Below are 25,604 nucleotides of genomic sequence, written 5' to 3'. Positions count from 1 at the left end.
CAGGTGTGCGGCTGGGTGTCGATTGAGTAACAGACCTTGATGTGAGGCAAAATCTCCGCCTCAGGTCGGGCACAAGTCCGGCCTCTCGCGCGTTACGTGCGCTGAGACACCGCTAAATCCCAGAGGGGGAGAGCGAAAAATGGCAACGGACTACGACACCCCACGCAAGACCGACGACGACGTCGACAACGACAGCATTGAAGAGCTGAAGGCCCGGCGCAACGAGAAGTCGTCCTCGAGCGTCGACGTCGACGACTTCGACGCGGCGGAGGGCATGGAGCTCCCCGGCGCGGACCTCTCCAACGAGGAACTGGCCGTCCGTGTTCTGCCCAAGCAGGCCGATGAGTTCACCTGCATGAGCTGCTTCCTGGTGCACCACCGCAGCCAGCTGGCACGAGAGAAGAACGGTCAGCCGATCTGCCGCGACTGCGACTGAGAGGCGTCGGCCGTGACCGGCTCGACACCGTTTCGGAAGCGACGCTTCCGAAAAGCTGGTGATCCGGCGGAGACGCAGGCGGGAGCCACGGGCCCGGAAACGGGCCCAGGAGCCCCCGGCGTAGCCGACGTGTCCTCCGGCACCGCCGCGGCGGTGCCGTCGGCCACGGAGTCCGACGAGGCGGCCCGGCACAGGTCCGGGGCTCGTCGGCTGCAAGCGGTCAAGAGTGGTGTGCGCAAGGGCGGCGAACATGCCAGGGCCGCCGTCCTGCACATCGCGGACCGCCTCATCGAGAACGCACCGCGCGTTCCGGTTCGGGACCTCGCGACCCTGCGCGCGCAGTTCCCGGGCCTCGGTCCCGATCAGCTTGCCGACAAGCTGATCGCGGGCGCCTCGTACGGCACCTCCACCGTGGGCGCGGGCGTCGGAGCCGCGGCCATGATGCCGGTGCCGCCCGCGATGCCGGCCGAGCTGGCCGCGGAGGTCACCGGGGTCGCACTGATCGAGCTGAAGCTCATCGCGGAGCTCCACGAGGTGTACGGCCTGCGGGCCCCCGGCAACCTCAAGGACCGCAGCCTCGCCTACCTCACGTCGTGGACGGAGGAGCGCGGGGTGGACCTGATGAAGCCGACGACGCTGAACATCGCGCTCGGCGGTCAGATGAAGCGCGAACTGCGCCAACAGATCGTGAAGCGGACGTTCCGCAACCTGCCGATGCTGCTGCCGTTCATGGTGGGCGCCGCCGTCGGCGCGGTCATGAACCGCCGGGACACCCGAAAACTCGCCGAGAAGGTCCGTGCCGACCTGCGGAGCCGGGCCGTGGCATGGGACTCGCTGCCGCAGCTCCCGCCCCTTGAGCAGCCCTCAGAGCCCCTTCCCGAGCGCCTTCCCGAGGCCGCCAGAGCCGCCCTGGAAGGTCCGGCCGGCGATCCGCCCCCGGTCTGACCCGCGGTGCGGCCGCTGCCCGGCCCACGACCCCCGGCCGGTCAGCCCTTGGCCGCCCGGATCGCCGAGGCCAGGGCCTGCGGCTCGCGGGTGGAGACGTACGCGTACGGGGTCGGGTCCTCGGGATCGGTGATCGGGATGCGCACCGCCGTCGGGACGTAGCTGCGCAGCAGCATGAAGGCGCGGGTGTCCGCCTTGTACGAGCGCCAGGCGCGCGCCTCCTCCGGCTCCAGCACCTCGGGCTCGCCCAGGGCCGCCACCGGGATCCGCGCCTCACCGGCGGCCAGCGCACCGTTCACCACGCGCACGCGCGCGGAGCCGTACGAACTCACCAGCATCCCCGCCAGCGCGGTGCCCCCCACCAGCCCGGCCAGCAGCGGCAGCGTGCCCAGCGGCAGCAGCATCAACGCGCACGCGAGGCCGATGAGTACGGCGATGGCCCACCACGAGCGGGGGGCGGTCAGACGTTCGTCGTGGTGCGCGGGGGAGAGCTGCATGCCACCAAGCCTGCCACGAGGCGACCCGCGGGTAGCGGCGCGGGTAAGGTCTGCGCCTGTGAGTGGACGAAACACAGCGTTGACGCCCCCGGCCGAAGCCGCCGCGCCGGTCCGGCACCCCGACGCCCCGGCACCCGGCGAGCTGCTCGGTGCGCACTACGAGCACTGCTTCGGCTGCGGCGGGGGCCAGCCCCACGGACTCCACCTGGAGGCCCGTGCGGGTGAGGGCGTGCGCGTCACCGCCGAGTTCACCGTCAAGCCCGCCCATCAGGGTGCACCCGGCCTCGCCCACGGCGGCGTTCTCGCCACCGCGCTCGACGAGACGCTGGGCTCCCTGAACTGGCTGCTGCGCGTCATCGCGGTGACGGGACGGCTGGAGACGGACTTCGTGCGGCCGGTGCCCGTGGACACCGTGCTGTACCTGGAGGCCGAGGTGACCGCCGTCGCCGGGCGCAAGATCTACTCCACCGCGGTCGGCCGGATAGGCGGGCCCGAGGGCCCGGTCGCCGTGCGCGCCGACGCGCTCTTCATCGAGGTGAAGGTCGACCACTTCATCGACAACGGTCGGCCCGAGGAGATCCGGGCGGCGATGTCCGACCCGGACCAGGTCAGGCGCGCACGCGCCTTCGAGGTGAACCCCTGATGTCTGACAACAACCACGCGCCCGTCGACGTGCTGATCCGCCGCGTCGACCCCGAGGTGCCCCTGCCGGCGTACGGCCACCCCGGCGACGCCGGCTGCGACCTGGTGACCACCGAGGCGGCCGTACTGGAGCCCGGCGAGCGCACCGTACTGCCCACGGGCGTGTCCATCGCCCTGCCCGACGGGTACGCGGCCTTCGTGCACCCGCGCTCGGGCCTGGCCGCCCGCTGCGGGCTCGCGCTCGTGAATGCCCCGGGGACGGTGGATGCCGGGTACCGTGGGGAGATCAAGGTGATCGTGGTCAATCTCGACCCGCGCGAGAGCGTCCGGTTCGAGCGCTTCGACCGCATTGCCCAGCTGGTTGTCCAGAGGGTCGAGAAGGTGCGCTTCCACGAGGTGGCGGAACTTCCCGGCTCGGCCCGGGCCGAGGGGGGTTTCGGCTCCACCGGCGGTCATGCGGCCGTGGCCGGATCCGGCGCTGGTCAGCAGGGTGGGAATGGCTACGCTTCGGTCGTATCCGACCGGGAAGGACAGTGACGTGTTCGGACGTCGCAAGAAGAACGACTCCGCCAAGGACGGCGGCGCGGCCGAGCAGGTCGTGGACGGCGTGGCTGCCGATGAACAGGACGGCGGCGAGGAGCAGGACTCCGCGCCCCGCAGGGTGAATCTGCCGCCCGCCCCGCGGCCCGACGGCCCCTGGGACGTCTCCGAGGTGCCCGGTGCGCCGGAGGAGGGTCGCGTCGACCTGGGCGGCATTCTCGTACCGGGTGTCGAGGGCATGGAGCTGCGCGTCGAGGTCGCCGGTGACGCGATCGTCGCCGCGACGGTCGTCCTCGGCGACAGCGCCGTACAGCTGCAGGCCTTCGCGGCGCCCAAGAAGGAAGGCATCTGGGGCGAGGTCCGCGAGGAGATCGCCACGGGCATCACCCAGCAGGGCGGCATCATCGACGAGGTCGAGGGTCCGCTGGGCTGGGAGCTGCGCGCCCAGGTGCCCGTCCCCATGCCCGACGGCCAGACCGGCGCCCAGCTGGTCCGCTTCGTCGGCGTCGACGGCCCGCGCTGGTTCCTGCGGGGCGTCATCTCCGGCCAGGGCGCGGTGCGCCCCGAGTCGGCGGGCGTGCTGGAGCACGTCTTCCGGGAGACCGTCATCGTGCGCGGCGACGGCCCGATGGCTCCGCGCGACCCGATCGTGCTGAAGCTGCCGAACGACGCCCAGATGGTGCCGGACGGCGTGCAGACCGAGGACCAGGAGGGCTCCCGCTTCTCCGGCGGCATGGGCCAGCTGGAGCAGGGCCCGACGATCACCGAGGTCCGCTGACCCGGCGGATCCCGGCGACGCCTGCTCGGCGACTGTTTCCGGCCGCGGGCCGTACCCCTTCGGGGGTACGGCCCGCTGTCGTACCCGCGGGGTGTCAGGGATCCGTCAGGGATGGGCGGACGGCCGGGAAAAGTGCGTGATCGGCGGAAACGTCCCGGAGAATGGGCGCATGGGACGCGGCAAGCTACGGATCTACCTCGGCGCGGCACCCGGTGTGGGCAAGACGTACGCGATGCTCTCCGAGGGCCACCGCAGGGTCGAGCGGGGCGGCGACTGCGTCGTCGGCTTCGTCGAGCACCACGGGCGGCCGCGCACCGAGGTGATGCTGCACGGGCTCGAGCAGGTGCCGCGCAAGGAGCTCTCGTACCGGGGGGCCGCCTTCACCGAGATGGACGTGGACGCCGTGCTGGCGCGCCGGCCCGCCGTCGCGCTCGTGGACGAGCTCGCGCACACCAACGTGCCCGGCTCGCGCAACGCGAAGCGCTGGCAGGACGTCGAGGAGCTGCTGCAGGCGGGCATCGACGTCGTGTCCACCGTGAACATCCAGCACCTGGAGTCGCTCGGCGACGTGGTGGAGTCCATCACCGGAGTGCGGCAGCGCGAGACCGTGCCGGACGAGGTGGTGCGGCGGGCCGATCAGATCGAGCTCGTCGACATGTCCCCGCAGGCGCTGCGCCGGAGGATGGCGCACGGGAACATCTACCGGTCCGACAAGGTCGACGCGGCCCTGTCGAACTACTTCCGGCCGGGAAACCTCACCGCCCTGCGCGAGCTCGCGCTGCTGTGGGTGGCCGACCGGGTGGACGAGTACCTCCAGCAGTACCGGGGCGAGCACGACATCCGCTCCACCTGGCAGGCCCGCGAGCGCATCGTCGTCGGGCTCACGGGCGGGCCCGAGGGCCGTACGCTCATCCGCCGCGCCTCCCGGATGGCCGCCAAGGGCTCCGGCAGCGAGATCCTGGCCGTCTACATCGCCCGCAGCGACGGGCTGACCGCGGCCTCGCCGAAGGAGCTCGCGGTCCAGCGGACGCTGGTCGAGGATCTTGGCGGAACGTTTCACCATGTGATCGGCGACGACATCCCCGACGCGCTGCTCGAATTCGCCCGCGGGGTCAACGCCACCCAGATCGTGCTGGGCTCCAGCCGCCGCAAGGCCTGGCAGTACGTCTTCGGCCCAGGCGTCGGCGCCACCGTGGCCCGCGACTCGGGGCCCGACCTCGACGTGCACATCGTCACGCACGAGGAGGTCGCCCGCGGCCGCGGCCTGCCCGTGGTCCGCTCGGCGGCCCGGCTCGGACGGCCCCGGATCATCGCGGGCTGGGTCGTCGGGATGGTCCTCCCCGCCCTGCTGGCCGCGCTGCTCACGCATGTGAACGCCGACCCGGGCCTGGCCAACGAGATGCTGCTGTTCCTCTCGCTGACCGTGGCCGCCGCGCTGCTGGGCGGGCTCTGGCCGGCGCTGGCCTCGGCCGCCTTCGGCTCGCTGCTGCTGAACTACTACTTCGCCCCGCCCGTGCACCGCCTCACCATCTCAGACCCGAAGAACATCGTGGCCATCGCCGTCTTCTTCGGGGTGGCCGTCTCCGTGGCCTCCGTGGTCGACCTGGCCGCCCGGCGCACCCACCAGGCCGCCAGGCTGCGCGCGGAGTCCGAGATCCTCTCCTTCCTGGCCGGCAGCGTCCTGCGCGGCGAGACCACGCTGGACGCGCTGCTGGAGCGGGTGCGCGAGACCTTCGCCATGGAATCCGTGGCCCTGCTGGAGCGCGCGAGCGACGTCGAGCCCTGGAAGCCGACCGGCAGCGTCGGCCCGAGCCCGGTCGGCCGCCCCGAGGACGCCGATGTGGACATGCCCATCGGGGACCACATGGCGCTGGCCCTGTCCGGCCGGGTGCTGCCAGCCGAGGACCGCCGGGTGCTCGGCGCCTTCGCCGCCCAGGCCGCCGTGGTCCTCGACCGGCAGCGGCTGGTCGGGGAGGCCGAGGAGGCCCGCCGGCTGGCGGAGGGCAACCGGATCCGGACCGCGCTGCTGGCCGCCGTCAGCCATGACCTCCGTACACCGCTGGCCTCCATCAAGGCCTCGGTGTCGTCCCTGCGCTCCGAGGACGTGGACTGGTCCGAGGAGGACCGGGCCGAGCTCCTCGAGGGCATCGAGGACGGCGCCGACCGCCTCGACCACCTGGTGGGCAACCTGCTCGACATGTCCCGGCTCCAGACCGGCACCGTGACCCCGCTGATCCGGGAGATCGACCTCGACGAGGTGGTCCCGATGGCGCTGGGCGGAGTACCGGAGGACAGCGTGCTGCTGGACGTCCCGGAGACGCTGCCGATGGTCGCGGTGGACCCGGGGCTGCTGGAGCGGACCGTCGCCAACGTGGTGGAGAACGCCGTCAAGTACAGCCCTGCCGGGGAGCCGGTGGTGGTCGCGGGCAGCTTCCTCGGCGACCGGGTCGAGGTACGCGTCGTGGACCGCGGGCCCGGGGTGCCCGACGAGGCCAAGGACCGGATCTTCGCCCCCTTCCAGCGGCACGGGGACGCCCCGCGCGGCGCCGGGGTGGGCCTCGGCCTCGCGGTGGCCCGGGGCTTCGCCGAGGCCATGGACGGCACCCTGGCGGCCGAGGACACCCCGGGCGGAGGCCTGACGATGGTGCTGACGCTGCGGGCCGTGACACGCGACAGTGGACCGGCACACGCCGCGGCGGACGGCGGGGCACGCGCGGGCGCGCCGGAGACCGCCGCCGGCCCGCCCGGCAGCCCCGGCCCGCCCGGCAGCCCCGGCCCGCCCGGCAGCCCCGGCGCCCCCGACGGCACCGACCTCATGGATCTCGACCCGATACGACAGAAGGCAGGACCTCAATGACCCGGGTGCTCGTGGTGGACGACGAGCCGCAGATCGTCCGAGCCCTCGTGATCAATCTGAAGGCACGCAAGTACGAGGTCGACGCCGCGGCCGACGGGGCGGGCGCCCTGGAGCTCGCGGCCGCCCGCCACCCCGACGTGGTCGTCCTCGACCTGGGCCTGCCCGACATGGACGGCGTCGAGGTGATCAAGGGCCTGCGCGGCTGGACCCGGGTGCCGATCCTGGTCCTCTCGGCCCGGCACAGCTCCGACGAGAAGGTCGAGGCCCTGGACGCCGGGGCCGACGACTACGTCACCAAGCCCTTCGGCATGGACGAGCTGCTGGCGCGGCTGCGCGCCGCCGTCCGCCGGGCCGAGCCCTCCGCGGGCGCCGGCGAGGACGAGGTGGTCGTGGAGACCGACGGCTTCACGGTGGACCTGGCCGCGAAGAAGGCCGTGCGCGAGGGGCGCGACGTACGGCTCACGCCCACCGAGTGGCACCTGCTCGAGGTGCTGGTCCGCAACGGCGGCAAGCTGGTCAGCCAGAAGCAGCTGCTGCAGGAGGTCTGGGGGCCCTCGTACGGCACGGAGACGAACTACCTGCGGGTCTACATGGCGCAGCTGCGGCGCAAACTGGAGGCGGACCCCTCGCACCCGCGGCACTTCATCACGGAGCCGGGCATGGGATACCGCTTCGAGAGGTAGCGGGGGCGCCGGTACGCTTCCTGTATGAGTGCTGAACCGCGTCCCGAGAAGTCCGCCAAGCCGGTCAGGCCGGCGGGCCGGTTCCGGCGGATGATAGAGCGGCTGTCCACCTCGCAGGAGGAGCTGCATTCGGCGGAACTGCAGGAGGACGCAGAAGCCGCCGGGTGCACGCGGATCTGCGACTGCCACGACCGCCAGATAGTCAAGGTGACGGGAACCCTGCGTACCGTCACCCTCCGGCCGCGCGCGGGAGTGCCCGCCCTGGAGGCGGAGCTCTTCGACGGCTCGGCCGCGCTGGACGTGGTCTGGCTCGGGCGTCGCTCGATCGTGGGAATCGAGCCCGGCCGGCGCATGATCGCCTCCGGGCGGATCTCGCTGAGCCACGGCCGCCGGGTCCTCTTCAATCCGAAGTACGAACTCCGACCGCTCGGACAGGAGCACTGACCGGTGACGTCATTCGACAAACCGACCACCCCGGACCCCGCGGGCGGGCCGTCCCCGGATCCGGCCTCCGACCAGAAGGCCGTGACCCAGGCCGCGCTCTTCGATGCCTTCGGCGGCATCCGGGGCACCGTGGAGACGATGCTCCCCGGGCTGCTCTTCGTGATGATCTACACGATCAACAAGGACGTGAAGATGTCCGCGATCGCGGCGGGCGCCGTCGCGGTCCTGCTCGTGATCGTGCGGCTGCTGCGCAAGGACACCGTCAAGCACGCCTTCAGCGGGGTCTTCGGCGTCGGGGTCGGTGTGGCCTTCGCCCTGTTCACGGGTACCGCCAAGGGCTTCTACCTGCCCGGCATGATCTACGGCGCCGGGCTGGGCGTGGCCTTCACCCTGTCCGCGCTCGTCGGGTTCCCGCTGCTGGGCGTGATCCTGGGCCCGGTGTTCAAGGAGAACCTGTCCTGGCGCACCCGCAACCCCGGACGCAAGAAGGCGTACACCAAGGCCAGTCTGGCCTGGGGGCTCATCTTCCTGGCGAAGTACGCGATCCTCTTCCCGCTGTACTGGTGGGGGGACGCGACGCAGCTGGGCTGGGTGCTCATCGCGCTGAAGCTGCCGCCGATGGTGCTCGCGGTGTACTTCACGTGGGTGTTCCTGGCGAAGGCGCCGCCGCCGATCGACGTGATCGCCGAGTGGGAGGCCAAGGACGCCGCCGCCGAGGCCGCCAAGGCCGCTGCCGCCCGGGAGCGCGGGGCCTGACCCCCGTCCGGATCCCCCCGGCTCCGGGTTCCGACGACGAAGGGGCGGGCCGACCATCCGATGGTCGGCCCGCCCCTTCGTCGTGTCGCGTGCCGTCAGTGACGGGCCTGGAGGAGGTCCTCCAGCTGCTCCTCACGGGCCTGCGCGGCCACGAAGAGCAGTTCGTCGCCCGGCTCCAGGGTCTCCTCGCCGTGCGGGGTGAGGACCCGGTTGCCGCGGATGATCGTGACCAGCGAGGTGTCCTCGGGCCAGGTGATCTCGCTGATCTGGGTCCCGGCCACCGAGGAGTCGGCGGGCAGGGTCAGCTCGACGAGGTTGGCGTCGCCGTGGCTGAAGCGGAGCAGCCGCACCAGGTCGCCGACGCTGACGGCCTCCTCGACGAGGGCCGACATCAGGCGCGGGGTGGAGACCGCGACGTCGACGCCCCAGGACTCGTTGAAGAGCCACTCGTTCTTCGGGTTGTTCACGCGCGCCACGACCCGGGGGACCCCGTACTCGGTCTTGGCCAGGAGGGACACGACCAGGTTGACCTTGTCGTCGCCCGTGGCGGCGATGACGACGTTGCAGCGCTGCAGCGCGGCCTCGTCGAGCGAGGTGATCTCGCAGGCGTCGGCCAGCAGCCACTCGGCCTGCGGCACCCGCTCCACGGAGATGGCGGTCGGCGCCTTGTCGACGAGCAGCACCTCGTGCCCGTTCTCCAGCAGCTCGCCCGCGATGGAACGGCCCACCGCGCCGGCTCCGGCGATCGCGACCCTCATGCGTGTGCCTCCTCGGGGCCCTCTGCGAAGGCCGCCTCGACCTTGTCGATCTCGTCCGTACGCATCATCACGTGGACGAGGTCGCCCTCCTGCAGCACCGTCTGGGACGTCGGCAGCATGGCCTCGCCCAGTCGGGTGAGGAAGGCCACGCGGACGCCGGTCTCGTCCTGGAGCTTGCTGACCTTGTGCCCGATCCAGGCCGCCGAGGTGTGCACCTCGGCGAGCTGGACCCCGCCGCTAGGGTCGCGCCACAGCGGCTCGGCCCCGGACGGCAGGAGCCGGCGCAGCATCTGGTCGGCGGTCCACCGGACGGTGGCCACGGTCGGGATGCCCAGGCGCTGGTAGACCTCGGCGCGCTTCGGGTCGTAGATGCGGGCGGCGACGTTCTCGACACCGAACATCTCGCGCGCCACACGGGCAGCGATGATGTTGGAATTGTCACCACTGCTGACGGCTGCGAAAGCGCCCGCTTCCTCGATTCCGGCCTCGCGCAGCGTGTCCTGGTCGAAGCCGACCCCGGTGACGCGGCGGCCGCCGAATCCGGCTCCCAGCCGGCGGAATGCGGTGGGGTCCTGGTCGATGACCGCGACCGTATGCCCCTGCTGTTCCAAGGTCTGCGCGAGGGCGGAGCCCACCCTTCCGCAGCCCATAATGACGATGTGCACGGCCGTCCTTCCGGCTGTCAGCGCTCGCTGGTTCCCAGCCTCATTGCATGCTCTGGCTTAACAGGGTCTCAGACCATGGCCCAAGCTACACACGGGCGGTCACCAGTGTGACCTCTTGGTGCGCAGTCGGTGGTGAATTGCGGCGGGAAGGGGTGGGGGGTTCGTCAGCCGGATTTCGAACGCATACGATCCTCTGCGTGTCCAAACTGACCGACCTGCCCAAACGGATCCTGATCGGCCGGGCGCTACGCAGCGACCGCCTCGGGGAAACGCTCCTCCCCAAGAGGATCGCCCTTCCCGTCTTCGCTTCCGACCCGCTCTCCTCGGTGGCATATGCCCCCGGAGAGGTCCTGCTGGTCCTGTCGATCGCGGGTGTGTCGGCGTACCGATTCAGCCCGTGGATCGCCGTGGCCGTCGTGGTGCTGATGTTCACCGTGGTCGCCTCGTACCGGCAGAACGTCCACGCCTACCCCAGCGGCGGCGGCGACTACGAGGTCGCCAACACCAACCTGGGACCCAAGGCTGGTCTCACCGTCGCGAGCGCCCTGCTCGTCGACTACGTCCTGACCGTCGCCGTGTCGATCGCCTCGGGTGTCGAGAACCTGGGCTCGGCCATCCCCTTCGTGGTCGAGCACAAGGTGCTCTGCGCCGTCGGGATGATCCTTCTGCTCACGCTGATGAATCTCCGGGGCATGAAGGAATCCGGCAAGCTCTTCGCGATTCCGACCTATGTCTTCGTCGCGGGCGTATTCATCATGATCGCGTGGGGTGCCTGGCAGGGCATCGTCCTCGGCGAAACGATGAAGGCCCCGACCGCCGATTTCGAGATCAAGGCGGAACACGAGGGGCTGGCCGGGTTCGCGCTGGTCTTCCTGCTCCTGCGCGCGTTCTCCTCCGGTTGCGCCGCCCTCACCGGCGTCGAGGCGATCAGCAACGGCGTGCCCGCCTTCCGCAAGCCCAAGAGCAGGAACGCGGCGACGACGCTGGCCCTGATGGGCGCCCTGGCCGTGACCATGTTCTGCGGCATCATCGGCCTGGCCATGGCCACCGACGTCAGGATGGCCGAGAACCCCGCGCAGGACCTGCTCCACAACGGTGTGCCGGTCGGCCCCGAATACGTCCAGAACCCGGTGATCTCCCAGGTCGCCGAGGCGGTCTTCGGCGACGGCTCGTTCCTCTTCATCATGCTGGCCGCGGCCACCGCGCTCGTGCTGTTCCTCGCCGCGAACACCGCGTACAACGGCTTCCCGCTGCTCGGCTCGATCCTCGCCCAGGACCGTTACCTGCCGCGCCAGCTGCACACCCGTGGCGACCGGCTCGCCTTCTCCAACGGCATCGTGCTGCTCGCGGGCGCCGCCGCACTGCTCACCTGGCTCTACGGGGCCGACTCGACGAAGCTGATCCAGCTCTACATCGTCGGCGTCTTCGTCTCCTTCACGCTCAGCCAGACCGGCATGGTCCGCCACTGGAACCGCCACCTGAAGGCCGAGAACGACCCCGCCAAGCGTCGCCACATGATCCGCTCCCGCGCGATCAACGCCTTCGGCGCCTTCTTCACCGGCCTCGTGCTGGTCGTCGTCCTCGCCACCAAGTTCACCCACGGAGCCTGGGTCGCCCTGCTCGGCATGGTGATCTTCTACGGCACGATGACGGCGATCCGCAAGCACTACGACCGGGTCGCCACCGAGATCGCCGCCGCGGAGGAGCGCCCCGACGAGTACGTGCGGCCCTCGAGGGTGCACTCCGTGGTCCTGGTCTCCAAGCTCCACAAGCCCACCCTGCGGGCCCTCGCCTACGCCAAGCTGCTGCACGCCAACCGGCTGGAGGCGCTCAGCGTCAACGTCGACGAGGTCGAGACCAAGGCCCTCAAGGAGGAGTGGGAGCGGCGCGGGATCAACGTCCCGCTGAAGATCCTCGACTCGCCCTACCGGGAGATCACCCGCCCCGTGGTCGAGTACGTGAAGGGGCTGCGCACCGAGAACCCCCGCGACGCGGTCAGCGTGTACATCCCGGAGTACGTCGTCGGCCGCTGGTACGAGCACCTGCTGCACAACCAGAGCGCGCTGCGGCTCAAGGGCCGGCTCCTCTTCACCCCGGGCGTCATGGTCACCTCGGTGCCCTACCAGCTCCAGTCCTCGGAGCTCGCGAAGAAGCGGGCGAAGAAGCGGGCGGAGTGGAACGCCCCCGGCGCAGTGCGCCGCGGACCTGTGGACGCCCCGCGCCCGAAGGACCGCGCGGGGAAGTAGTCCCGGGGCGCCGCGTACGGCGTGGCGAACGGCCGGACAGGATCCACGTAAACTGGTGGGTCGGCTGTCCGGCCGTTGTGCATGAACCATGAAGTGTGAACCTTGACGACCTTTGAAACTTGGAGTCTCCCCACCATGACCGAGCAGAACGAGAAGCAGTCACTGGTCGGGGAGGAGTACGAGGTCGAGGTCGGCCCCGTCGCGCACGGCGGCATCTGCATCGCCCGTACCTCCGACGGGCGCGTCCTCTTCGTGCGCCACACCCTCCCGGGGGAGAAGGTGATCGCCAAGGTCACCGAGGGCGAGACGGACTCCCGCTTCCTGCGCGCCGACGCGGTCACCGTGCTCGAGGCCTCCAAGGACCGCGTCGAGGCCCCGTGCCCGTACGCCGGCCCCGGCAAGTGCGGCGGCTGCGACTGGCAGCACGCCAAGCCGGGCGCCCAGCGCCGGCTCAAGGGCGAGGTCGTCGCCGAGCAGCTGCAGCGGCTCGCCGGGCTCACCCCGGAGGAGGCCGGCTGGGACGGCACGGTCATGCCGGCCGAGGGCGACAAGCTCCCGGCGGGCCAGGTCCCCCAGTGGCGCACCCGCGTCCAGTACGCCATCGACGAGACCGGCCGCGCGGGCCTGCGCAAGCACCGCTCGCACGACATCGAGCCGGTCGACCACTGCATGATCGCGGCGCCGGGCGTCAGCGAGCTGGGCATCGAGAAGCAGGACTGGCCCCAGATGGCCACGGTCGAGGCGATCGCGGCGACCGGCTCCCAGGACCGCCAGGTCGTCCTGACCCCCCGCCCCGGCGGCCGCCTCCCCCTGGTGGAGCTGGACAAGCCGGTCTCGGTCCTCCGGGTCGAGGAGAAGGACGGCGGGGTCCACCGCGTCCACGGCCGCCCCTTCGTACGGGAGCGCGCGGACGGCCGTACGTACCGCGTCGGCATGGGCGGCTTCTGGCAGGTCCACCCGCAGGCCGCGGACACCCTGATCAAGGCCGTCATGCAGGGCCTGATGCCGCGCAAGGGCGAGATGGCCCTGGACCTCTACTGCGGCGTCGGCATCTTCGCGGGCGCCCTGGCGGAGCGCCTGGGCGAGACGGGCGCGGTGCTCGGCATCGAGTCCACGAAGCGCGCGGTGGAGGACGCCCGGCACAACCTGGCGGACTTCCCCCGGGTCCGCATCGAGCAGGGCAAGGTCGAGACGGTCCTCCCGAAGACCGGCATCACGGAGTGCGACCTGGTCGTCCTGGACCCGCCCCGCGCGGGCGCGGGCAAGCAGACGGTCCGCCACATCGCCGGCCTCTCGGCCCGCCGCATCGCGTACGTGGCCTGCGACCCGGCAGCCCTGGCCCGAGACCTGGCGTACTTCAAGGAGGCCGGCTACAAGCCCCGCACCCTCCGCGTCTTCGACCTCTTCCCGATGACCCACCACATGGAGTGCGTCGCGATCCTGGAGCCCATCGCAAAGGGCGCCTGACCCCCGGCCCGCTTCCATGCCCGCCGCGGATTCCCTGAAACGGGAGTCCGCGGCGGGCTTTTGGTTTCCCGGTGGGTCAGGACAGGGTGAGGGGGAGGGTGGTCAGGCCGCGGGTGAGGCGGGTTCGGCGCCAGGTCAGGGCGTCTTCGGGGACGGCCAGGCGGGTGTTCGGGAAGCGGGTCAGCAGGGCGCGGAGGGCGATTTCCGCCTCGGCCCGCGCCAGGGGGGCGCCCGGGCAGCGGTGGATGCCGTGGCCGAAGGACAGGTGGGCGGTGGCGTCGCGGTCGAGGTGCAGGCGGTTCGGGTCGGGGAAGGCGGACGGGTCGCGGTTCGCGGCGCCGGGGGCGATGAGCACCGGGAAGCCCGCCGGGATGTCGACCCCGCCGACGCGCAGGTCCTCGGTGCTGTGGCGGAAGGTGGCCACGCTCACCGGGGAGTCGAAGCGCAGCAGTTCGTCGAGGGCCCCGGGGATCAGGTCGGGGTCCCGGCGCAGCCGGTCGAGGGCCTCGGGGTGCCGGAGCAGGGCCAGGACGGCGTTGCCGATGAAGTGGGTGGTGGTCTCGTGCCCGGCCACCAGGAGGAGGGCGGCCAGGGAGACCGTCTCGTCCCGGTCGAGGCCGGCCCCGTCGCAGTCGCGCAGGAGGGAGTCGAGCGGGCCGTCGCCGGGGGTGGCGCGGGCTGTGTCGATCAGGTGGGTGAGGTAGTCGCCGATGTGGTGCGACGCGGCGTCGATGCGGTCCGTGTCGGTCGCGTCGAAGAGGTCGTGGGATCGGGCGGCGAGGGTGGTGCGGTCGGCTTCGGGGACGCCCAGGAGTTCGCAGACGACAGTGACCGGCAGGGGGACGGCCAGGTCCGCCACCAGGTCGATGTGGGTGCCCCGCTGCCATGTGGACGTGAGGTCGTCGACGATCCGGGTGATGTACGGGCGCAGTTGGCGGACCCGGCCGGTCGTGAACAGCCGGGTCGCCACCCGTCGGTGGCGGGTGTGCGCGGGTGGGTCGCTCGCCAGCATGTTGCGGGAGATCGCCGGGTGCAGGTCGCGGTTCGAGGGCCGGTCGGCGAAGAAGCGGGCCGTGTCCTTGGACAGGCGGGGGTCGGTGAACGCCTCGCGGGCCTCGGGGTGGCCGGTGATCAGGTACGCGTGGTGTCCGCCGGAGCCGGTGGGGATGCGCTGGACCGGGCAGCCTTCGCGCAGCCGGTCGTAGGTGGGGTAGGGGTCGGCGAAGAAGCGCGGGTCGCGCAGGGGGTCCTGCCGCGGGGCGGTCACGAGGCCGCGCCCGCGGTCTCGGGCGCCGGGTGTCGCGCGTAGGCCTCCGCCACGAGCAGCAGCCACGCGGTCTCCGCCGGGAGGTCGCCCTTGCGGGAGCGGGTGCCGGCGGCGGGCGGGGCCTCGTCGCCGTCGAGGGGGAGGCCCACGCGCTTGGCGTGGACGGCCGCGGCGATGACCGCCGCCTCCACCTCGGCCTCGCCCTCGGGGGTGTCGGCCCCGCCCCGGCGGGCGACCTCGGCGGCCGCGGCGTCCCGTACCGACGCTTGACGGTACCGGCGCAGGGCCAGCACGCAGTCGTTGATCTCGATGACCCGGCGGTGGAGGTGGAAGTCGAGGTCGTGGGTGTCGGCCTCCGTGTTGCCCGGGTCGAGCACGACTTCGGGCACTGCCGAGGTGACCTCCCGCCACAGGGGTTCCAGCGCGGTGAACGAGTTCCGCTCCCAGCGGCGGCGGCGCAGCTGGCTGAGCGGCCACAGCAGGGCGGGGAGGGTGAGTCCGACGGTGATGAGGAGGACGGCGACGGCGGGGGCGGTCACGCTGAACGTGCAGCGGAAGGGGGTCAGCGGGCTCGAGCACCGGGCGTGGTCGGGCACGAGTCCCAGGCCGAGGCCGATGGAGACCAGCGCGAAGAGCTTGTACGCGGCGTAGACGAGGGCGAAACCACAGCCGACCGAGGTCGTGCGCAGGCCCCAGCGCTGGCTGCGGCGGGTCGAGCGCTTGGACTGGGCCCAGGTCTGCAGCAGGAAGTCCTTGGCCGTGTACCCCAGGTAGGAGATGTAGATGAGTACGTAGCACGCGTACAACACCGGGCTTCGTCCGGTCAGTTGCTCGGCGGCGAAGAAGGCGGTCATGCCGGCGACGCAGATCGCGAGGGCGATGACGCGCAGTCGGATCTGCCGGTGGGCCCGTTCGCGGTCCAGGTTGAGCTGGAAGAGGAAGGCGAGGACCGCGGTGGCCGCCGTCAGGGTGAAGGTGTTGCTGAGGAGTCGGGCGACGTGGGGGACCACCGATTCGACCGCGCGCTCCACGGCGGGGGCGTAGGAGGCGAAGGCGAGGGCGAACGAGGTCAGCAGTGCCGCCATCGCCCAGGTGCCCGTGGGGCGGTGTCCGCCGCGTCCTCGCACCCAGTAGGCGGCGAAGCACAGCAGCACGACGGCCGTGCCCGTGAAGAGGATGTTGATCATTTCCGGTGGCGTTTCTTCCTGTGTGGCTCGGCGAACAGCGCGTCCCAGCTCTCGGCGCCGCTGGCGGGCCGGCTCGACGGGCCTTCGCGTCCCCGGTACATGAGCTGTCGGATCACGCTGGCCATGACCTCGGCCTCGCGTTCGTCCTCACTGGTGTAGCTGGTCCGGCCGGACATGCGCTGCACGAGGGTGGGGTTGAACCCGATCGCGCGCAGGGTGTCCCGGTCCAGTTCCAGGCTGCCGGGGTGGTCGCAGATGATGTGGCTGATCTCGTGGGCGAGGATGTGGTTCTGGTGGAGGGGGGAGGTGGCCTCCTCGTAGAACAACAGGTCGGCGTCCGGGGTCTCCAGACGGATGCCGCACGGAGCGTCCATGGCGCCCAGGGTGCTCAGGGGGCGCAGGATGATGGGGCGTCCGCGTTGTTCGGCCACGGCGTCGCGGAGGTCGCGCGTGCTGAAGCGGTGCGGGAGTCGAAGCGCCTCGACGCGTGCCTCACACGCGGCGCGAAGCTGCTCAAGGTCCATGTTCTCACTCTGGTGACGCCGGGTCAGGGAGCGCTCGGCCGCGGCGAACCTCCCCTGGAAGCCCGTACGGCGACCCCATGCTGACATGTTCGCGACCCCGCTTCGAGGGCGGGGGTGCCGCCGCGAGGCGCCGTGCGGATCGGGATGCCGGGCTTGTGCCGGGAAACGCCGGATGCCCCCCTGGCGATGAGCGGCCACAGGGGGGTGTCGTCTCGGGGCGGGACCGTGTGATCGCCGCCCGGAGCGCGGTTCAGTCGTCCAGGTCGAGGTCCTGCGCGGGGTCGTCGGTGGTGAGCCCTTCGAGTTTCCGGGCCTGTTCGATCACGGTGGACAGCATCTTCAGGCTGTCGACGCTCAGGCCGTTGGCGCGCAGCGCCACCTTGCGGACGTCCTGGTCGCGCATGGCGGCGAGGAGGTCGATCTCCGCCTTGGTGCGTTCGGCCGCCGCGCTGTCGACGAAGTAGCCCGCCGGGACGCCGAAGAAGTCGGCCAGGGCCTTGATGGTGTGCCGCGTCGGGTTCCGCTTGGCGCCCGTGCGCAGTTGCTGGATGGCACTCGCCGTCACTCCGCGCCCCTCGCCCGTCGCGGCCTTGCGGATTCCCTCGGCGACCTCCGCGTAGGTGTAGGGGCCCCGGGACGGGGGGTGCACCTCGCGGAAGAGGTGGTCCAGGAGTTGGGCGAAGGTGGGCGACTGGTCTTCCTCCACGTACACGACCTCCTTGGCGTGATGTCGAGTCATTGCCCACCACAGTGTTTTTCGAAGCCTCTCGGGCCGGCCCCGGCAACACTTTGGTTGACGCCGGATGGTTACTCTGGTGTACGTTACCAACGCTTCGTCACCACTGAAGTGTCGACGGGAGAGTGGTGGCGATGCCGGCCGGGCCGGGGTCGAGCTTCACGGGGGTGGGCTCGGCCAACGGCCCGGGGTGACTCGGCCTCAGTCGGCCGGGAGGGCCGTCATCCGGCTCTTCTCGCGGACGTGGAGCCGGGTTCCGGACGGGTCCGCGGTCAGGGTGGCGGCCTTGGTCTCGTACCGCCAGACCGGGCGCCGGGCGGCGAGGTCGACGGCGCGGACGCCCAGCGAATCCAGGACGTAGACGTGGCGGGGCGTGGCCACCGGGGCCACGTCGCGGTTGGGGGTGGACTCCTGCGCGACGGACTTCTTCAGGGCGGTCTCGCGCCAGCGTTCGGTTCCGGTGCGGGCGTCGAGGGCGACGACGCCGTGGGTGCCCTCGACGGCGTAGACCACGCCGTCCCGGACCGTCGGGATGCCGTAGCGGCGTTTGCCCGCGACCGGGCCCACGTCACGGCCCTCGCCGAAGGACCAGGCGGGCGTGCCGTCCGAGAGGCGGAGGGCCTGGACCGTGGCCGCCCCGAGGTAGACGTGGTCGTCGTCCGTGGCCGGCTGGTCCGGGGTCGCGCCCGGCGCCGCCGGGGTCGCGGACCAGCGTTCGGTGCCGGTCGCCGCGTCGTGGAGGGAGACCCGCAGGTCGTCGCCGAGTTCGGCCCGCTGCCACAGCAGCACCCCGCCGCGTACGGCCTTGAGCCGCACCACGGCCGGCTGCTCCAGCCGGACCTGGTGCGCGGTGGGGCCCGCCGCCGGCTGCCGCCACAGCTCCTTGCCGGAGGTCAGGCTCGCGGCCACCACGGACCACTGCTCGCCGCCCGCGGACTTCGCGTGCAGGAACACCGTGTCCCCGCTCGCGCCCAGGATCTGGGTCAGGGGGTGGGTGCCGTCGTACGCGGGCAGGCGCAGGCGTGGCGGCGCTTCCTTGCCGGGTTCCACGTACTCCATGGGCAGCACGGAGACCGCGACCGCCTTGTCGGGTGCGGTGCCGTCCTCGAGCCTCCCGAGCCCGTACAGGACCTTGCCGTCGGTGCCGACGCGCCAGCGGTTCGCGTACCCGAGGAACTCCGTCACGCTGCCGCCGGTCCGCGGGTTGAGGACATGGACCGTGGTCCCCATGACCGCGACCGGGGCGTCGCCCGCGAACAGGGGCTCGGGGAGGACCGGGGGGATCGCCGCGTCGACCCACCACAGCGGCTCGGGCGGCGGCTGGAGGACGGGGTTCTTCTTCGCCGCGCCGTTCGGCCGGCTGCGGCGCCAGGCCCACCAGCCGCCGCCCGCGGCCACTGCGGCCCCGGCGGCCACCGCGCCGCCACTCAGCGCCAGGACCCGGCGCCGCGACATGCCGACCTGCGCCGCAGCGACGGTCTCCGGCTCCGCTGCGGGCGCCGCGAGCCGGGCCGGCGGCGCCTGCCACACCGCCGCGGCGCGCCGGGCGATGTCCGCGAGGACCGGCTGCGGCAGCCCGTCGGCGAAGCCGGCCGCCCCGCCGGGGGAGAGGAGTTCCGCCAGCTCGCCGGTGCCCGGCCGCAGCGCCGGGTCCTTGCTCAGGCAGCGGGCCAGCAGCGGTGCCAGCCCGGCCGGTACGCCGCCGAGGTCGGCCTCCGCGTACCGCACCCGGTAGAGGAGGTCCGCGGCCTGGCCGCCGCCGAACGGGGCGTGCCCGGTGGCCGCGAAGACCAGGACGCCCGCCAGCGCGAACACGTCTCCGGCCGGAGTGTGCTCGAGGCCGCCGGCCTGCTCGGGCGACATGAAGGCGGGGGTGCCGGCCGCGGCCCCGGTACTGGTCAGCCGCTCGTCGCCGAGGGCGCGCGCGATGCCGAAGTCGATGACCTTGGGCCCGGCGGCGGTGACCATGATGTTGGAGGGCTTGAGGTCGCGGTGCACCACGTCCGAGCGGTGCAACTGGCCCAGGGCCCGGGCCAGATCGGCGCCCAGCGACCGGACCGACGCCTCGGGCAGCGGGCCGCCGAGGCGGACGGCCTCGTCGAGCTGCGGGCCGATCACGTACTCCGTCGCCAGCCACGGCGTCGGCGCCAGCGGGTCGGCGCCGAACACGCGCGCCCCGTACCGGTCGCCGATGACCCGTGCCGCGTCCGACTCCAGCCGGAACCGGGTGCGGAAGGAGGTGTCGGCGGCGATCCGGGTGTGCACGGTCTTGAGTGCGACGGTACGCCCGCCCGCCGAACGGGCCAGGTAGACCGTGCCCATGCCGCCGCTGCCGAGCCGGGCCAGCAGCCGGTGGTCACCGAGGTGCTCCGGGTCGTCGTGCGTGAGCGGTGCGAGCGGGGACGGGAGCTGGGGCATCGGGGTCAGTGCACTTTCCGGGGTGATGCGGATGACGTGAACAGCTGCTGCACCGGTGGGAGTTCCGCGGCGAGCAGCCACGCGGACTGGCCGGCGAGGGCGGCGACGACGCGGCCCGGAAGCGCGACCGGCGCAGCGGCGCCGTCGAGGGCCGTGGCCGGCCCGGGGGAGGGCGGCAGCCGCGGGTCCGGGACCCTCGCCGGCGCCACGAGGCCGCGCAGCAGCTCCCCGGCCGACCGGGGCCGGTCCGCGGGATCGCGCGCCAGGCACGCCCCCACCAACCCGCGCAGCCCGGGCGGCAGTTCGCTCTGCTCGGGCACCGTGTGGCCGGTCGACGCGTAGGCCAGTACGGCCCCCAGCGCGAAGACGTCCCCGAGCGGCCCGGGGGCTGCGCCCGAGGCCTGTTCCGGAGCCAGGCAGCCCGGGTCGAGCCCCGGCAGCCCGGCCCGGTGCACCCCGTCGGGAGCGGCGGCCCGCACGGCGCCGGAGCACGACAGCACCGGCCCGCCGGAGGTGACCAGCACGGCGGCCGGCGACAGCCCCGCGTGCGCCACCCCCTGGGCGTGCGCGGCGGCCAGTCCCTCCGCGAGGGCGGCGCCGAGCCCGCGGACGACGTCCTCGGGCAGCGGACCGCCATGGGCGGCGAGCACCGCCGGCAGCGGCAGCAGCGGCGTGTACGGGGCCGCGTACCACGGGAAGCCGGCCGTGCCGCCGACCTCGGCGACGTCGAGGAACCGCGGCAGCCGCAGCCGCCGGGCGCCCTCCGCCTCGACCGCCCACCGGGAGGGATCGGCGCCGACCCGCGGTACGCCGACCAGGACGGTGCGCTCCCCGTCGGCGCTGCGCGCGAGGTACCGGCGTTCGGGGACGGAGCGCTCGGCGGCTTCCGCATCGAGCCGCGCCAGGGTGGTGAACGGCCCGATCTGCGGGGGGTCGTCCTGCCGTAGGCGTTCCATGTGCGCGGTCTCCCGGTTCGGTTGCTGGGCCCGAGCCTAGGCGATCGTCAGTCCACGACCGGCAGAGCGGTCAGCTTCCAGCTGTTGACGGTGAACAGGCGGTTCCCGGCGCCGGCCATCGCCCAGACCCCGCGCGACTCGGGCGACCAGGTCCAGTACCGCTTGCCTCCGAAGGCCGAGTAGGCCGAGACGCCCTGCCCCTCGCCCTCCACGGCGAAGACCGTACGGGCCTGCACCACGGGGGGGACGTGCGGCAGGGGGCCGTGGACGGCGCGGCCGTACGCGGCGGGCACCCCGGTCGCGAGCCGCGCCTGGCTCATCGCCGTACCGTCCATGGCCCACAGGGAATCGCCGTACCGGACCGGCGGCCCCCAGCCGGCACTGTCCTCGTTCGGGGGCTCCTTCGCGTCGGTCGGGTCCCACAGCTCGGTGCCCGTCCGGATGTTCAGGCCCTTCAGGTTCCGGCCGCCGAGGTACACCGCATCCCCCACGACCAGCGGCTGTACGGCGGACCGCGCCTGACCGACGGCCTCCCAGGCGGTGGCGCCCGACGCGGTGTCGACCGCGAAGACGGTGCCGGACGCGCCGCAGACCACGAGCCGGTCCGGGCCGGCCGTGGCCCGTGCGCCGGGTGCGGCCTTCGAGCCGGGCGCCCGCAGGGCGTCCTGCTCCAGCGCCACGGTCCAGCGGACCTTGCGGGTGCCGGTGTCCACGGCGCGCAGCCGCCCGTCCCGGGTCACCAGGTACACGGCAGACGCGTCCGCGGCCAGGATGCGGTGGGTGTCGGCGGCGACCGTCCACAGCCGCTTGCTGGTGGAGGCTTCGAAGCAGAGCAGCCCCCCGCCGGGACCGCCGGTGACGAACCGGTTGCCCGGCAGGGCGACCAGGCCGGTCGCGGGGACGGTGCCGGGCAGCCGCCACTTCTCCTTGCCGTCGGCCGTCAGCCGGGCCGCCAGCCCGCCCTCCTTCGCGGCGAAGACGACCACGTCGAGCAGCGGGAGCGGGGTGGTGACCACACCGTCCACCGCCTGCGCAGCCACCGGCAGCGGCCCCCAAAGCGGGTTCGGGGGCGTTCCGGACTGCGTGGAGAGCTGGGACAGGGGCTGGGCGTTGCGGGCCGTGCCGGCCGGAGGCAGGGAGTCTTCGCGCATCAGCCACCAGGCGCCCGCCGCGCCGCCCGTGGCGGCCAGCGCACCGCCGGCCACGAGGGAGGCGCGCAGCACCCGCCTGCGGGACGGTCCGGTTCCGGGCCCCTGGCCGATCACCGTGGCGGCCTGCCGCTCGGCCTCGCTCCCGCGGCGCGCGATGTCCTGGGCGAGCGGCCCCGTACGCCAGACGCGGTCCGCCCCGCGCGGCGGTGCGAAGGCGCCCGCGATCTGCTCGGGGGTCGGGCGCAGCGCGGGGTCCTTGGCGAGGCAGGGCGCTATGAGATCCCGCAACGCGTCCGGAACGCCGGTGAGTCGGGCCTCGCCGTGCACCACCTCGTACTGCACGGCGGCCACGTGCGTCCCGTCGAAGGCGCGCTGCCCGGTCGCCGCGTACGCGAGCACCGCGCCCAGGGAGAAGACGTCCGCGGCGGGACCCACGCGCCGGCCGAGCACCTGCTCGGGGGCGCCGTAGCCGGGGGTGGCCGGGACCTGGCCGGTGGTGGTGAGCGTCAGCCCGTGCTCGGGGCGGGCGATGCCGAAGTCGATGACGCGCGGCCCGCCCGACGTGAGCACGATGTTGGCCGGCTTCAGGTCGCGGTGGACCAGTCCCGCGGCGTGGATCTCGCGCAGGGTGGCGGCGAGGGAGGCGGCGAGCGCGCGGACCCCGTCGGGGCCGAACGGACCGTACCGGCGGACGGCGTCGTCGAGGGTGGGCCCGGTCAGGAACTCGGTGGCGATCCAGGGCCGGTTGCCGTCCTCGCTCATCGCGTTCAGGACGCGGGCCACGCCGGAGCCGGTGACGGCCTGCGCGGTGTGCGCCTCGCGGACGAAGCGCTGGGCGAGGTTCGGGTCGTGCGCGAGCTCCGGCAGCAGCACCTTGACCGCCGCGGTCCGCCCGCCGTCGTCCCGCCCGAAGTAGACCTTGCCCATACCGCCGGCGCCGAGCACGCCGAGGAGTCGGTACGGGCCCAGCCGGACCGGGTCGCCGGGGCCGAGAGGTTCCATGGGGTGCTGCTTCCTTCGCTTGGTCCGATGGGTCCGGGTCGACGTCAGCGCTCGACGGGCAGGCCGGTCGGTTCCTTGATGCGCTTCATGATGATCTGCGAGTTGACCTCGGTGACCCCGGAGAGGGCCGTCAGCTGCTCGATCCACAGGCGCTCGTACGCGCGCAGGTCCGCGACGGCGATCCGCAGCAGGCAGCCGGGGCTGCCGAAGAGGCGGTAGGCCTCGATGACGTCGGGGATGCCCTGGAGGGCGGCCTCGAAGGCCTCCACCGCGGCGCGGTCGCGGCGCACCTCCACCGAGACGAGCACCTCGAAGCCGCGGCCCACCGCCTCGGGGGAGATCACGGCGCGGTAGCCCTGGATCACCCCGTCCTGCTCCAGCTGGCGCACGCGGCGCATACAGGGGGAGGGGGTCAGACCCACGCGCGCGGCGAGCTCCTGGTTGCTGAGGCGGCCGTCCGCCTGGAGCTCGCGCAAGATATCCCGGTCAATCGCGTCCATCACGCAATTATCACCTACAGAGTTGGCGGCCGCCGGGCTGAAGAAGCAATCGCATTGCGCGTAGATGTCCGTATCATTGCTGCTTTCAGCACATGTGTACGAGTGATCCGAGGGAAGGGCGGCCGCGGTCATGGGACGGATCGTCGTCATCAGCACCGGTGGGACGATAGCCAGCCGCTGGCAGGGCTCCGGCTTCGCGGCGGACGCCGACGGCAGCGAGGTCATGGCCACCGCGCCGCTGCCCGAGGACGTCACCGTCGAGGTGGTGGACCTGTTCAGCGTGAACAGCCCCCGGCTGACCACCGCCCACCAGCTCACCCTGCTGCGCACCGTGCACGAGGTGCTCGCGGACCCGGACGTGGACGGCATCGTCGTGACGCACGGCACCGACACCCTCGAGGAGTCGGCCTTCCTGGTCGACCTGCACCACCACGACCCGCGCACCGTGGTGTTCACCGGTGCGCAGCGCCCCATGGGCACCGCCGACGGCGACGGCCCGGGCAACCTGTACGACGCGCTGCTCACCGCCGCCACCACGCGCGGGCTCGGCGTCCTGATCGCCTTCGGGGGGCGGGTCCACGCGGCCCGCGGCACCGTGAAGACCCAGGCGGTGGCGCTGGACGCGTTCGCCGACCCGTCCGCCGAGCTCTTCGGGAAGATCGGCTTCGGCAAGGTCACCATGCTGCGCACCCCGCAGCGCCCGGAGCCGCTGCCGCTTCCCGCGATGCCGGAGCTGCCGCCGCGGGTCGACATGGTGATGCACCACGCGGACGGCGACCCGGTGCTCCTGAACGCGGCGCTCGCGGCGGGGGCGCGGGGCGTCGTCCTGATCGGCACGGGCGCGGGCAACGCCACGCCGGAGATCGTGGCCGCGGTGAAGGGCGCCGTCGCGCGGGGCGTGCTGGTGGCGCTGACCACGCGGGTGGCCGCCGGGCCGGTGACGGAGATCTACACCCACGGCGGTGCGGTGGACCTGGTCGCGGCGGGAGCGGTCCCGACGGGCACGCTGCGCGCCCCGCAGGCCCGCATCGCGGTCCTCTCGGCGCTGCTGGCCGCCACGGATCCGGCGGAGCAGGGGCGCATCCTGCAGCGCACCCTGTCCTCGGCGGACCCGGCCGCCCTGGTCACCGTCTGACCCCGGCCGGGTGGCGCTGCGCGCTTACCCCCGGCCGAACGCCGAGAGGATGCGGTCCGCCGCCGACGTGGGGGTGACGGTGCCCGCGCGGACGGCGGCCTCCAGGCCCGGGGCCAGGTCCCGGACCGACGGGTCGGCGCGCAGCCGCTCCAGGAGCTCGTCGCGGACCATCGACCAGGTCCACTCCACCTGCTGCGCCGCCCGCTTGGCCGCCAGCCGGCCCCCCGCGTCCAGCAGCCGCCGGTGCTGCTCCAGCCGGTTCCACACCTCGTCCAGACCCGCCGACTCCCGCGCGCTGCACGTCAGCACCGGCGGCGTCCACGCCGCGTCGGCCGGGTGCATCAGGCGCAGCGCGCCCGACAGCTCCCGTGCCGCCGCCTTCGCGTCGCGCTCGTGCGGGCCGTCCGCCTTGTTCACCGCGAGGACGTCCGCCAGCTCCAGGACGCCCTTCTTGATGCCCTGGAGCTGATCCCCGGTACGGGCCAGGGAGAGGAGGAGGAAGGAGTCGACCATGCCCGCGACCGTGGTCTCGGACTGGCCCACCCCGACCGTCTCGACGAGGACGACGTCGTAGCCCGCCGCCTCCATCACGATCATCGACTCCCGCGTGGCCTTGGCGACCCCGCCCAGCGTCCCCGCCGAAGGGGACGGGCGGACGAAGGCCGAGGCGTCGACGGCCAGCCGCTCCATCCGGGTCTTGTCACCCAGGATCGAGCCGCCCGTGCGGGTGGACGACGGGTCCACGGCCAGCACCGCGACCCGGTGGCCCAGCCCCGTCAGCATCGTGCCGAACGCATCGATGAACGTGGACTTGCCGACGCCCGGCACCCCGCTGATGCCGATCCGGCGGGCCCGCCCCGAGTGGGGCAGCAGCTCCGTCAACAGCCCCTGCGCGAGCGCCCGGTGAGCGGGCAGGGTGGACTCGACGAGCGTGATCGCGCGCGCGATGAACGCGCGCTTCCCGTCGAGCACCCCCTTCGCGTAGGCCTCGATGTCGATCTTCGGAGGCATCGG

The 25,604-nt window shown here is 72.7% G+C and carries 24 protein-coding genes; 12 read left to right on the top strand and 12 right to left on the bottom strand.

Annotation, left to right across the window (positions count from 1 at the left end; all coding sequences use genetic code 11):
• Positions 1-139 precede the first annotated feature (139 nt).
• Together ACFYXK_RS08780 and ACFYXK_RS08775 are read left to right on the top strand one after the other, a co-directional pair.
• Positions 140-436, top strand: a complete 297-nt coding sequence (locus ACFYXK_RS08780) for a DUF4193 domain-containing protein (RefSeq protein ID WP_030154344.1) — start codon at positions 140-142, stop codon at positions 434-436.
• Positions 437-448: 12 nt separating this feature from the next.
• Positions 449-1,381, top strand: a complete 933-nt coding sequence (locus ACFYXK_RS08775; RefSeq protein ID WP_389410440.1) for a hypothetical protein — start codon at positions 449-451, stop codon at positions 1,379-1,381.
• Between the two features lie 41 nt (positions 1,382-1,422).
• Here the strand turns inward: ACFYXK_RS08775 and ACFYXK_RS08770 are convergent, their stop codons facing one another.
• The gene (locus tag ACFYXK_RS08770; protein ID WP_389410439.1) at positions 1,423-1,878 is read right to left on the bottom strand and encodes a DUF3093 domain-containing protein; all 456 of its coding nucleotides are present in this window, start codon (positions 1,876-1,878) and stop codon (positions 1,423-1,425) included.
• A gap of 58 nt (positions 1,879-1,936) precedes the next feature.
• Here ACFYXK_RS08770 and ACFYXK_RS08765 point away from each other — a divergent pair, with 58 nt between their 5' ends.
• The 7 genes from ACFYXK_RS08765 to ACFYXK_RS08735 all read left to right on the top strand — a co-directional run bounded on the left by ACFYXK_RS08765 (position 1,937) and on the right by ACFYXK_RS08735 (position 8,578).
• Positions 1,937-2,521, top strand: a complete 585-nt coding sequence (locus tag ACFYXK_RS08765; protein WP_389410438.1) for a PaaI family thioesterase — start codon at positions 1,937-1,939, stop codon at positions 2,519-2,521.
• On the top strand, positions 2,521-3,057 hold the full coding sequence (dut, locus tag ACFYXK_RS08760; RefSeq protein ID WP_383509285.1) for a dUTP diphosphatase: 537 nt from the start codon (positions 2,521-2,523) through the stop codon (positions 3,055-3,057). The genes ACFYXK_RS08765 and dut overlap by 1 nt, the downstream gene beginning before the upstream one ends.
• 1 nt (position 3,058) lies before the next feature.
• Entirely contained in the window at positions 3,059-3,838 is a 780-nt protein-coding gene (locus tag ACFYXK_RS08755; protein ID WP_389410437.1) for a DUF3710 domain-containing protein, read from the top strand.
• A 169-nt stretch (positions 3,839-4,007) separates the two neighbouring features.
• Complete coding sequence (locus ACFYXK_RS08750; RefSeq protein WP_389410436.1) at positions 4,008-6,695, top strand: DUF4118 domain-containing protein; 2,688 nt, start codon at positions 4,008-4,010, stop codon at positions 6,693-6,695.
• Positions 6,692-7,378 (top strand): response regulator, encoded by a 687-nt coding sequence (locus ACFYXK_RS08745; RefSeq protein WP_383509277.1) that lies wholly within the window; start codon positions 6,692-6,694, stop codon positions 7,376-7,378. The genes ACFYXK_RS08750 and ACFYXK_RS08745 overlap by 4 nt, the downstream gene beginning before the upstream one ends.
• A 24-nt stretch (positions 7,379-7,402) precedes the next feature.
• Positions 7,403-7,822, top strand: a complete 420-nt coding sequence (locus ACFYXK_RS08740) for an OB-fold nucleic acid binding domain-containing protein (RefSeq protein ID WP_266633991.1) — start codon at positions 7,403-7,405, stop codon at positions 7,820-7,822.
• 3 nt (positions 7,823-7,825) lie between these two features.
• The gene (locus ACFYXK_RS08735) at positions 7,826-8,578 is read left to right on the top strand and encodes a DUF3159 domain-containing protein (protein ID WP_389410435.1); all 753 of its coding nucleotides are present in this window, start codon (positions 7,826-7,828) and stop codon (positions 8,576-8,578) included.
• Between the two features lie 95 nt (positions 8,579-8,673).
• Here the strand turns inward: ACFYXK_RS08735 and ACFYXK_RS08730 are convergent, their stop codons facing one another.
• Both ACFYXK_RS08730 and ACFYXK_RS08725 read right to left on the bottom strand, forming a co-directional pair.
• Complete coding sequence (locus ACFYXK_RS08730) at positions 8,674-9,336, bottom strand: TrkA family potassium uptake protein (RefSeq protein ID WP_030859497.1); 663 nt, start codon at positions 9,334-9,336, stop codon at positions 8,674-8,676.
• Positions 9,333-10,001: a TrkA family potassium uptake protein gene (locus ACFYXK_RS08725; protein ID WP_030293876.1), complete on the bottom strand. Its 669-nt coding sequence runs from the start codon at positions 9,999-10,001 to the stop codon at positions 9,333-9,335. Before ACFYXK_RS08725 ends, ACFYXK_RS08730 begins: the two co-directional genes overlap by 4 nt.
• A 197-nt stretch (positions 10,002-10,198) precedes the next feature.
• Here ACFYXK_RS08725 and ACFYXK_RS08720 point away from each other — a divergent pair, with 197 nt between their 5' ends.
• Both ACFYXK_RS08720 and ACFYXK_RS08715 read left to right on the top strand, forming a co-directional pair.
• Positions 10,199-12,247, top strand: coding sequence for an APC family permease (locus ACFYXK_RS08720; protein ID WP_383509271.1), 2,049 nt, complete (start codon positions 10,199-10,201; stop codon positions 12,245-12,247).
• Positions 12,248-12,382: 135 nt separating this feature from the next.
• Positions 12,383-13,714 carry a class I SAM-dependent RNA methyltransferase gene (locus ACFYXK_RS08715; protein ID WP_389410434.1) on the top strand — a complete coding sequence of 444 codons (1,332 nt, stop codon included), beginning with the start codon at positions 12,383-12,385 and terminating at the stop codon, positions 13,712-13,714.
• Positions 13,715-13,790: 76 nt separating this feature from the next.
• Here the strand turns inward: ACFYXK_RS08715 and ACFYXK_RS08710 are convergent, their stop codons facing one another.
• The 8 genes from ACFYXK_RS08710 to ACFYXK_RS08675 form a co-directional block, all read right to left on the bottom strand.
• A complete protein-coding gene (locus ACFYXK_RS08710) occupies positions 13,791-14,981 on the bottom strand; it encodes a cytochrome P450 (RefSeq protein ID WP_389410433.1) in 1,191 nt (396 codons plus the stop codon).
• Positions 14,978-16,168 (bottom strand): MAB_1171c family putative transporter, encoded by a 1,191-nt coding sequence (locus ACFYXK_RS08705; protein ID WP_389410432.1) that lies wholly within the window; start codon positions 16,166-16,168, stop codon positions 14,978-14,980. Before ACFYXK_RS08705 ends, ACFYXK_RS08710 begins: the two co-directional genes overlap by 4 nt.
• The gene (locus ACFYXK_RS08700; protein ID WP_389410431.1) at positions 16,165-16,692 is read right to left on the bottom strand and encodes a regulator component; all 528 of its coding nucleotides are present in this window, start codon (positions 16,690-16,692) and stop codon (positions 16,165-16,167) included. The genes ACFYXK_RS08705 and ACFYXK_RS08700 overlap by 4 nt, the downstream gene beginning before the upstream one ends.
• Before the next feature lie 250 nt (positions 16,693-16,942).
• Positions 16,943-17,398 carry a helix-turn-helix domain-containing protein gene (locus ACFYXK_RS08695; RefSeq protein WP_389410556.1) on the bottom strand — a complete coding sequence of 152 codons (456 nt, stop codon included), beginning with the start codon at positions 17,396-17,398 and terminating at the stop codon, positions 16,943-16,945.
• Between the two features lie 231 nt (positions 17,399-17,629).
• Complete coding sequence (locus ACFYXK_RS08690) at positions 17,630-19,846, bottom strand: protein kinase (RefSeq protein WP_389410430.1); 2,217 nt, start codon at positions 19,844-19,846, stop codon at positions 17,630-17,632.
• A 5-nt stretch (positions 19,847-19,851) separates the two neighbouring features.
• Entirely contained in the window at positions 19,852-20,802 is a 951-nt protein-coding gene (locus tag ACFYXK_RS08685; protein WP_389410429.1) for a serine/threonine protein kinase, read from the bottom strand.
• 47 nt (positions 20,803-20,849) lie between these two features.
• The gene (locus ACFYXK_RS08680) at positions 20,850-22,955 is read right to left on the bottom strand and encodes a PQQ-binding-like beta-propeller repeat protein (RefSeq protein ID WP_389410428.1); all 2,106 of its coding nucleotides are present in this window, start codon (positions 22,953-22,955) and stop codon (positions 20,850-20,852) included.
• Positions 22,956-22,999: 44 nt separating this feature from the next.
• Positions 23,000-23,455: an Lrp/AsnC family transcriptional regulator gene (locus ACFYXK_RS08675; RefSeq protein WP_383509248.1), complete on the bottom strand. Its 456-nt coding sequence runs from the start codon at positions 23,453-23,455 to the stop codon at positions 23,000-23,002.
• A gap of 130 nt (positions 23,456-23,585) precedes the next feature.
• Here ACFYXK_RS08675 and ACFYXK_RS08670 point away from each other — a divergent pair, with 130 nt between their 5' ends.
• Entirely contained in the window at positions 23,586-24,590 is a 1,005-nt protein-coding gene (locus ACFYXK_RS08670) for an asparaginase (protein ID WP_389410427.1), read from the top strand.
• Between the two features lie 24 nt (positions 24,591-24,614).
• Here ACFYXK_RS08670 and meaB read toward each other — a convergent pair whose 3' ends face one another.
• Entirely contained in the window at positions 24,615-25,601 is a 987-nt protein-coding gene (meaB, locus tag ACFYXK_RS08665) for a methylmalonyl Co-A mutase-associated GTPase MeaB (RefSeq protein WP_383509242.1), read from the bottom strand.
• Positions 25,602-25,604: the final 3 nt, after the last annotated feature.

This window comes from Streptomyces sp. NPDC002209, assembly GCF_042890265.1.
Lineage (GTDB): Bacteria > Actinomycetota > Actinomycetes > Streptomycetales > Streptomycetaceae > Streptomyces.
The sequence above is the reverse complement of the archived record's forward strand: the minus strand, read 5'-3'. Positions and strand labels throughout refer to the sequence as shown.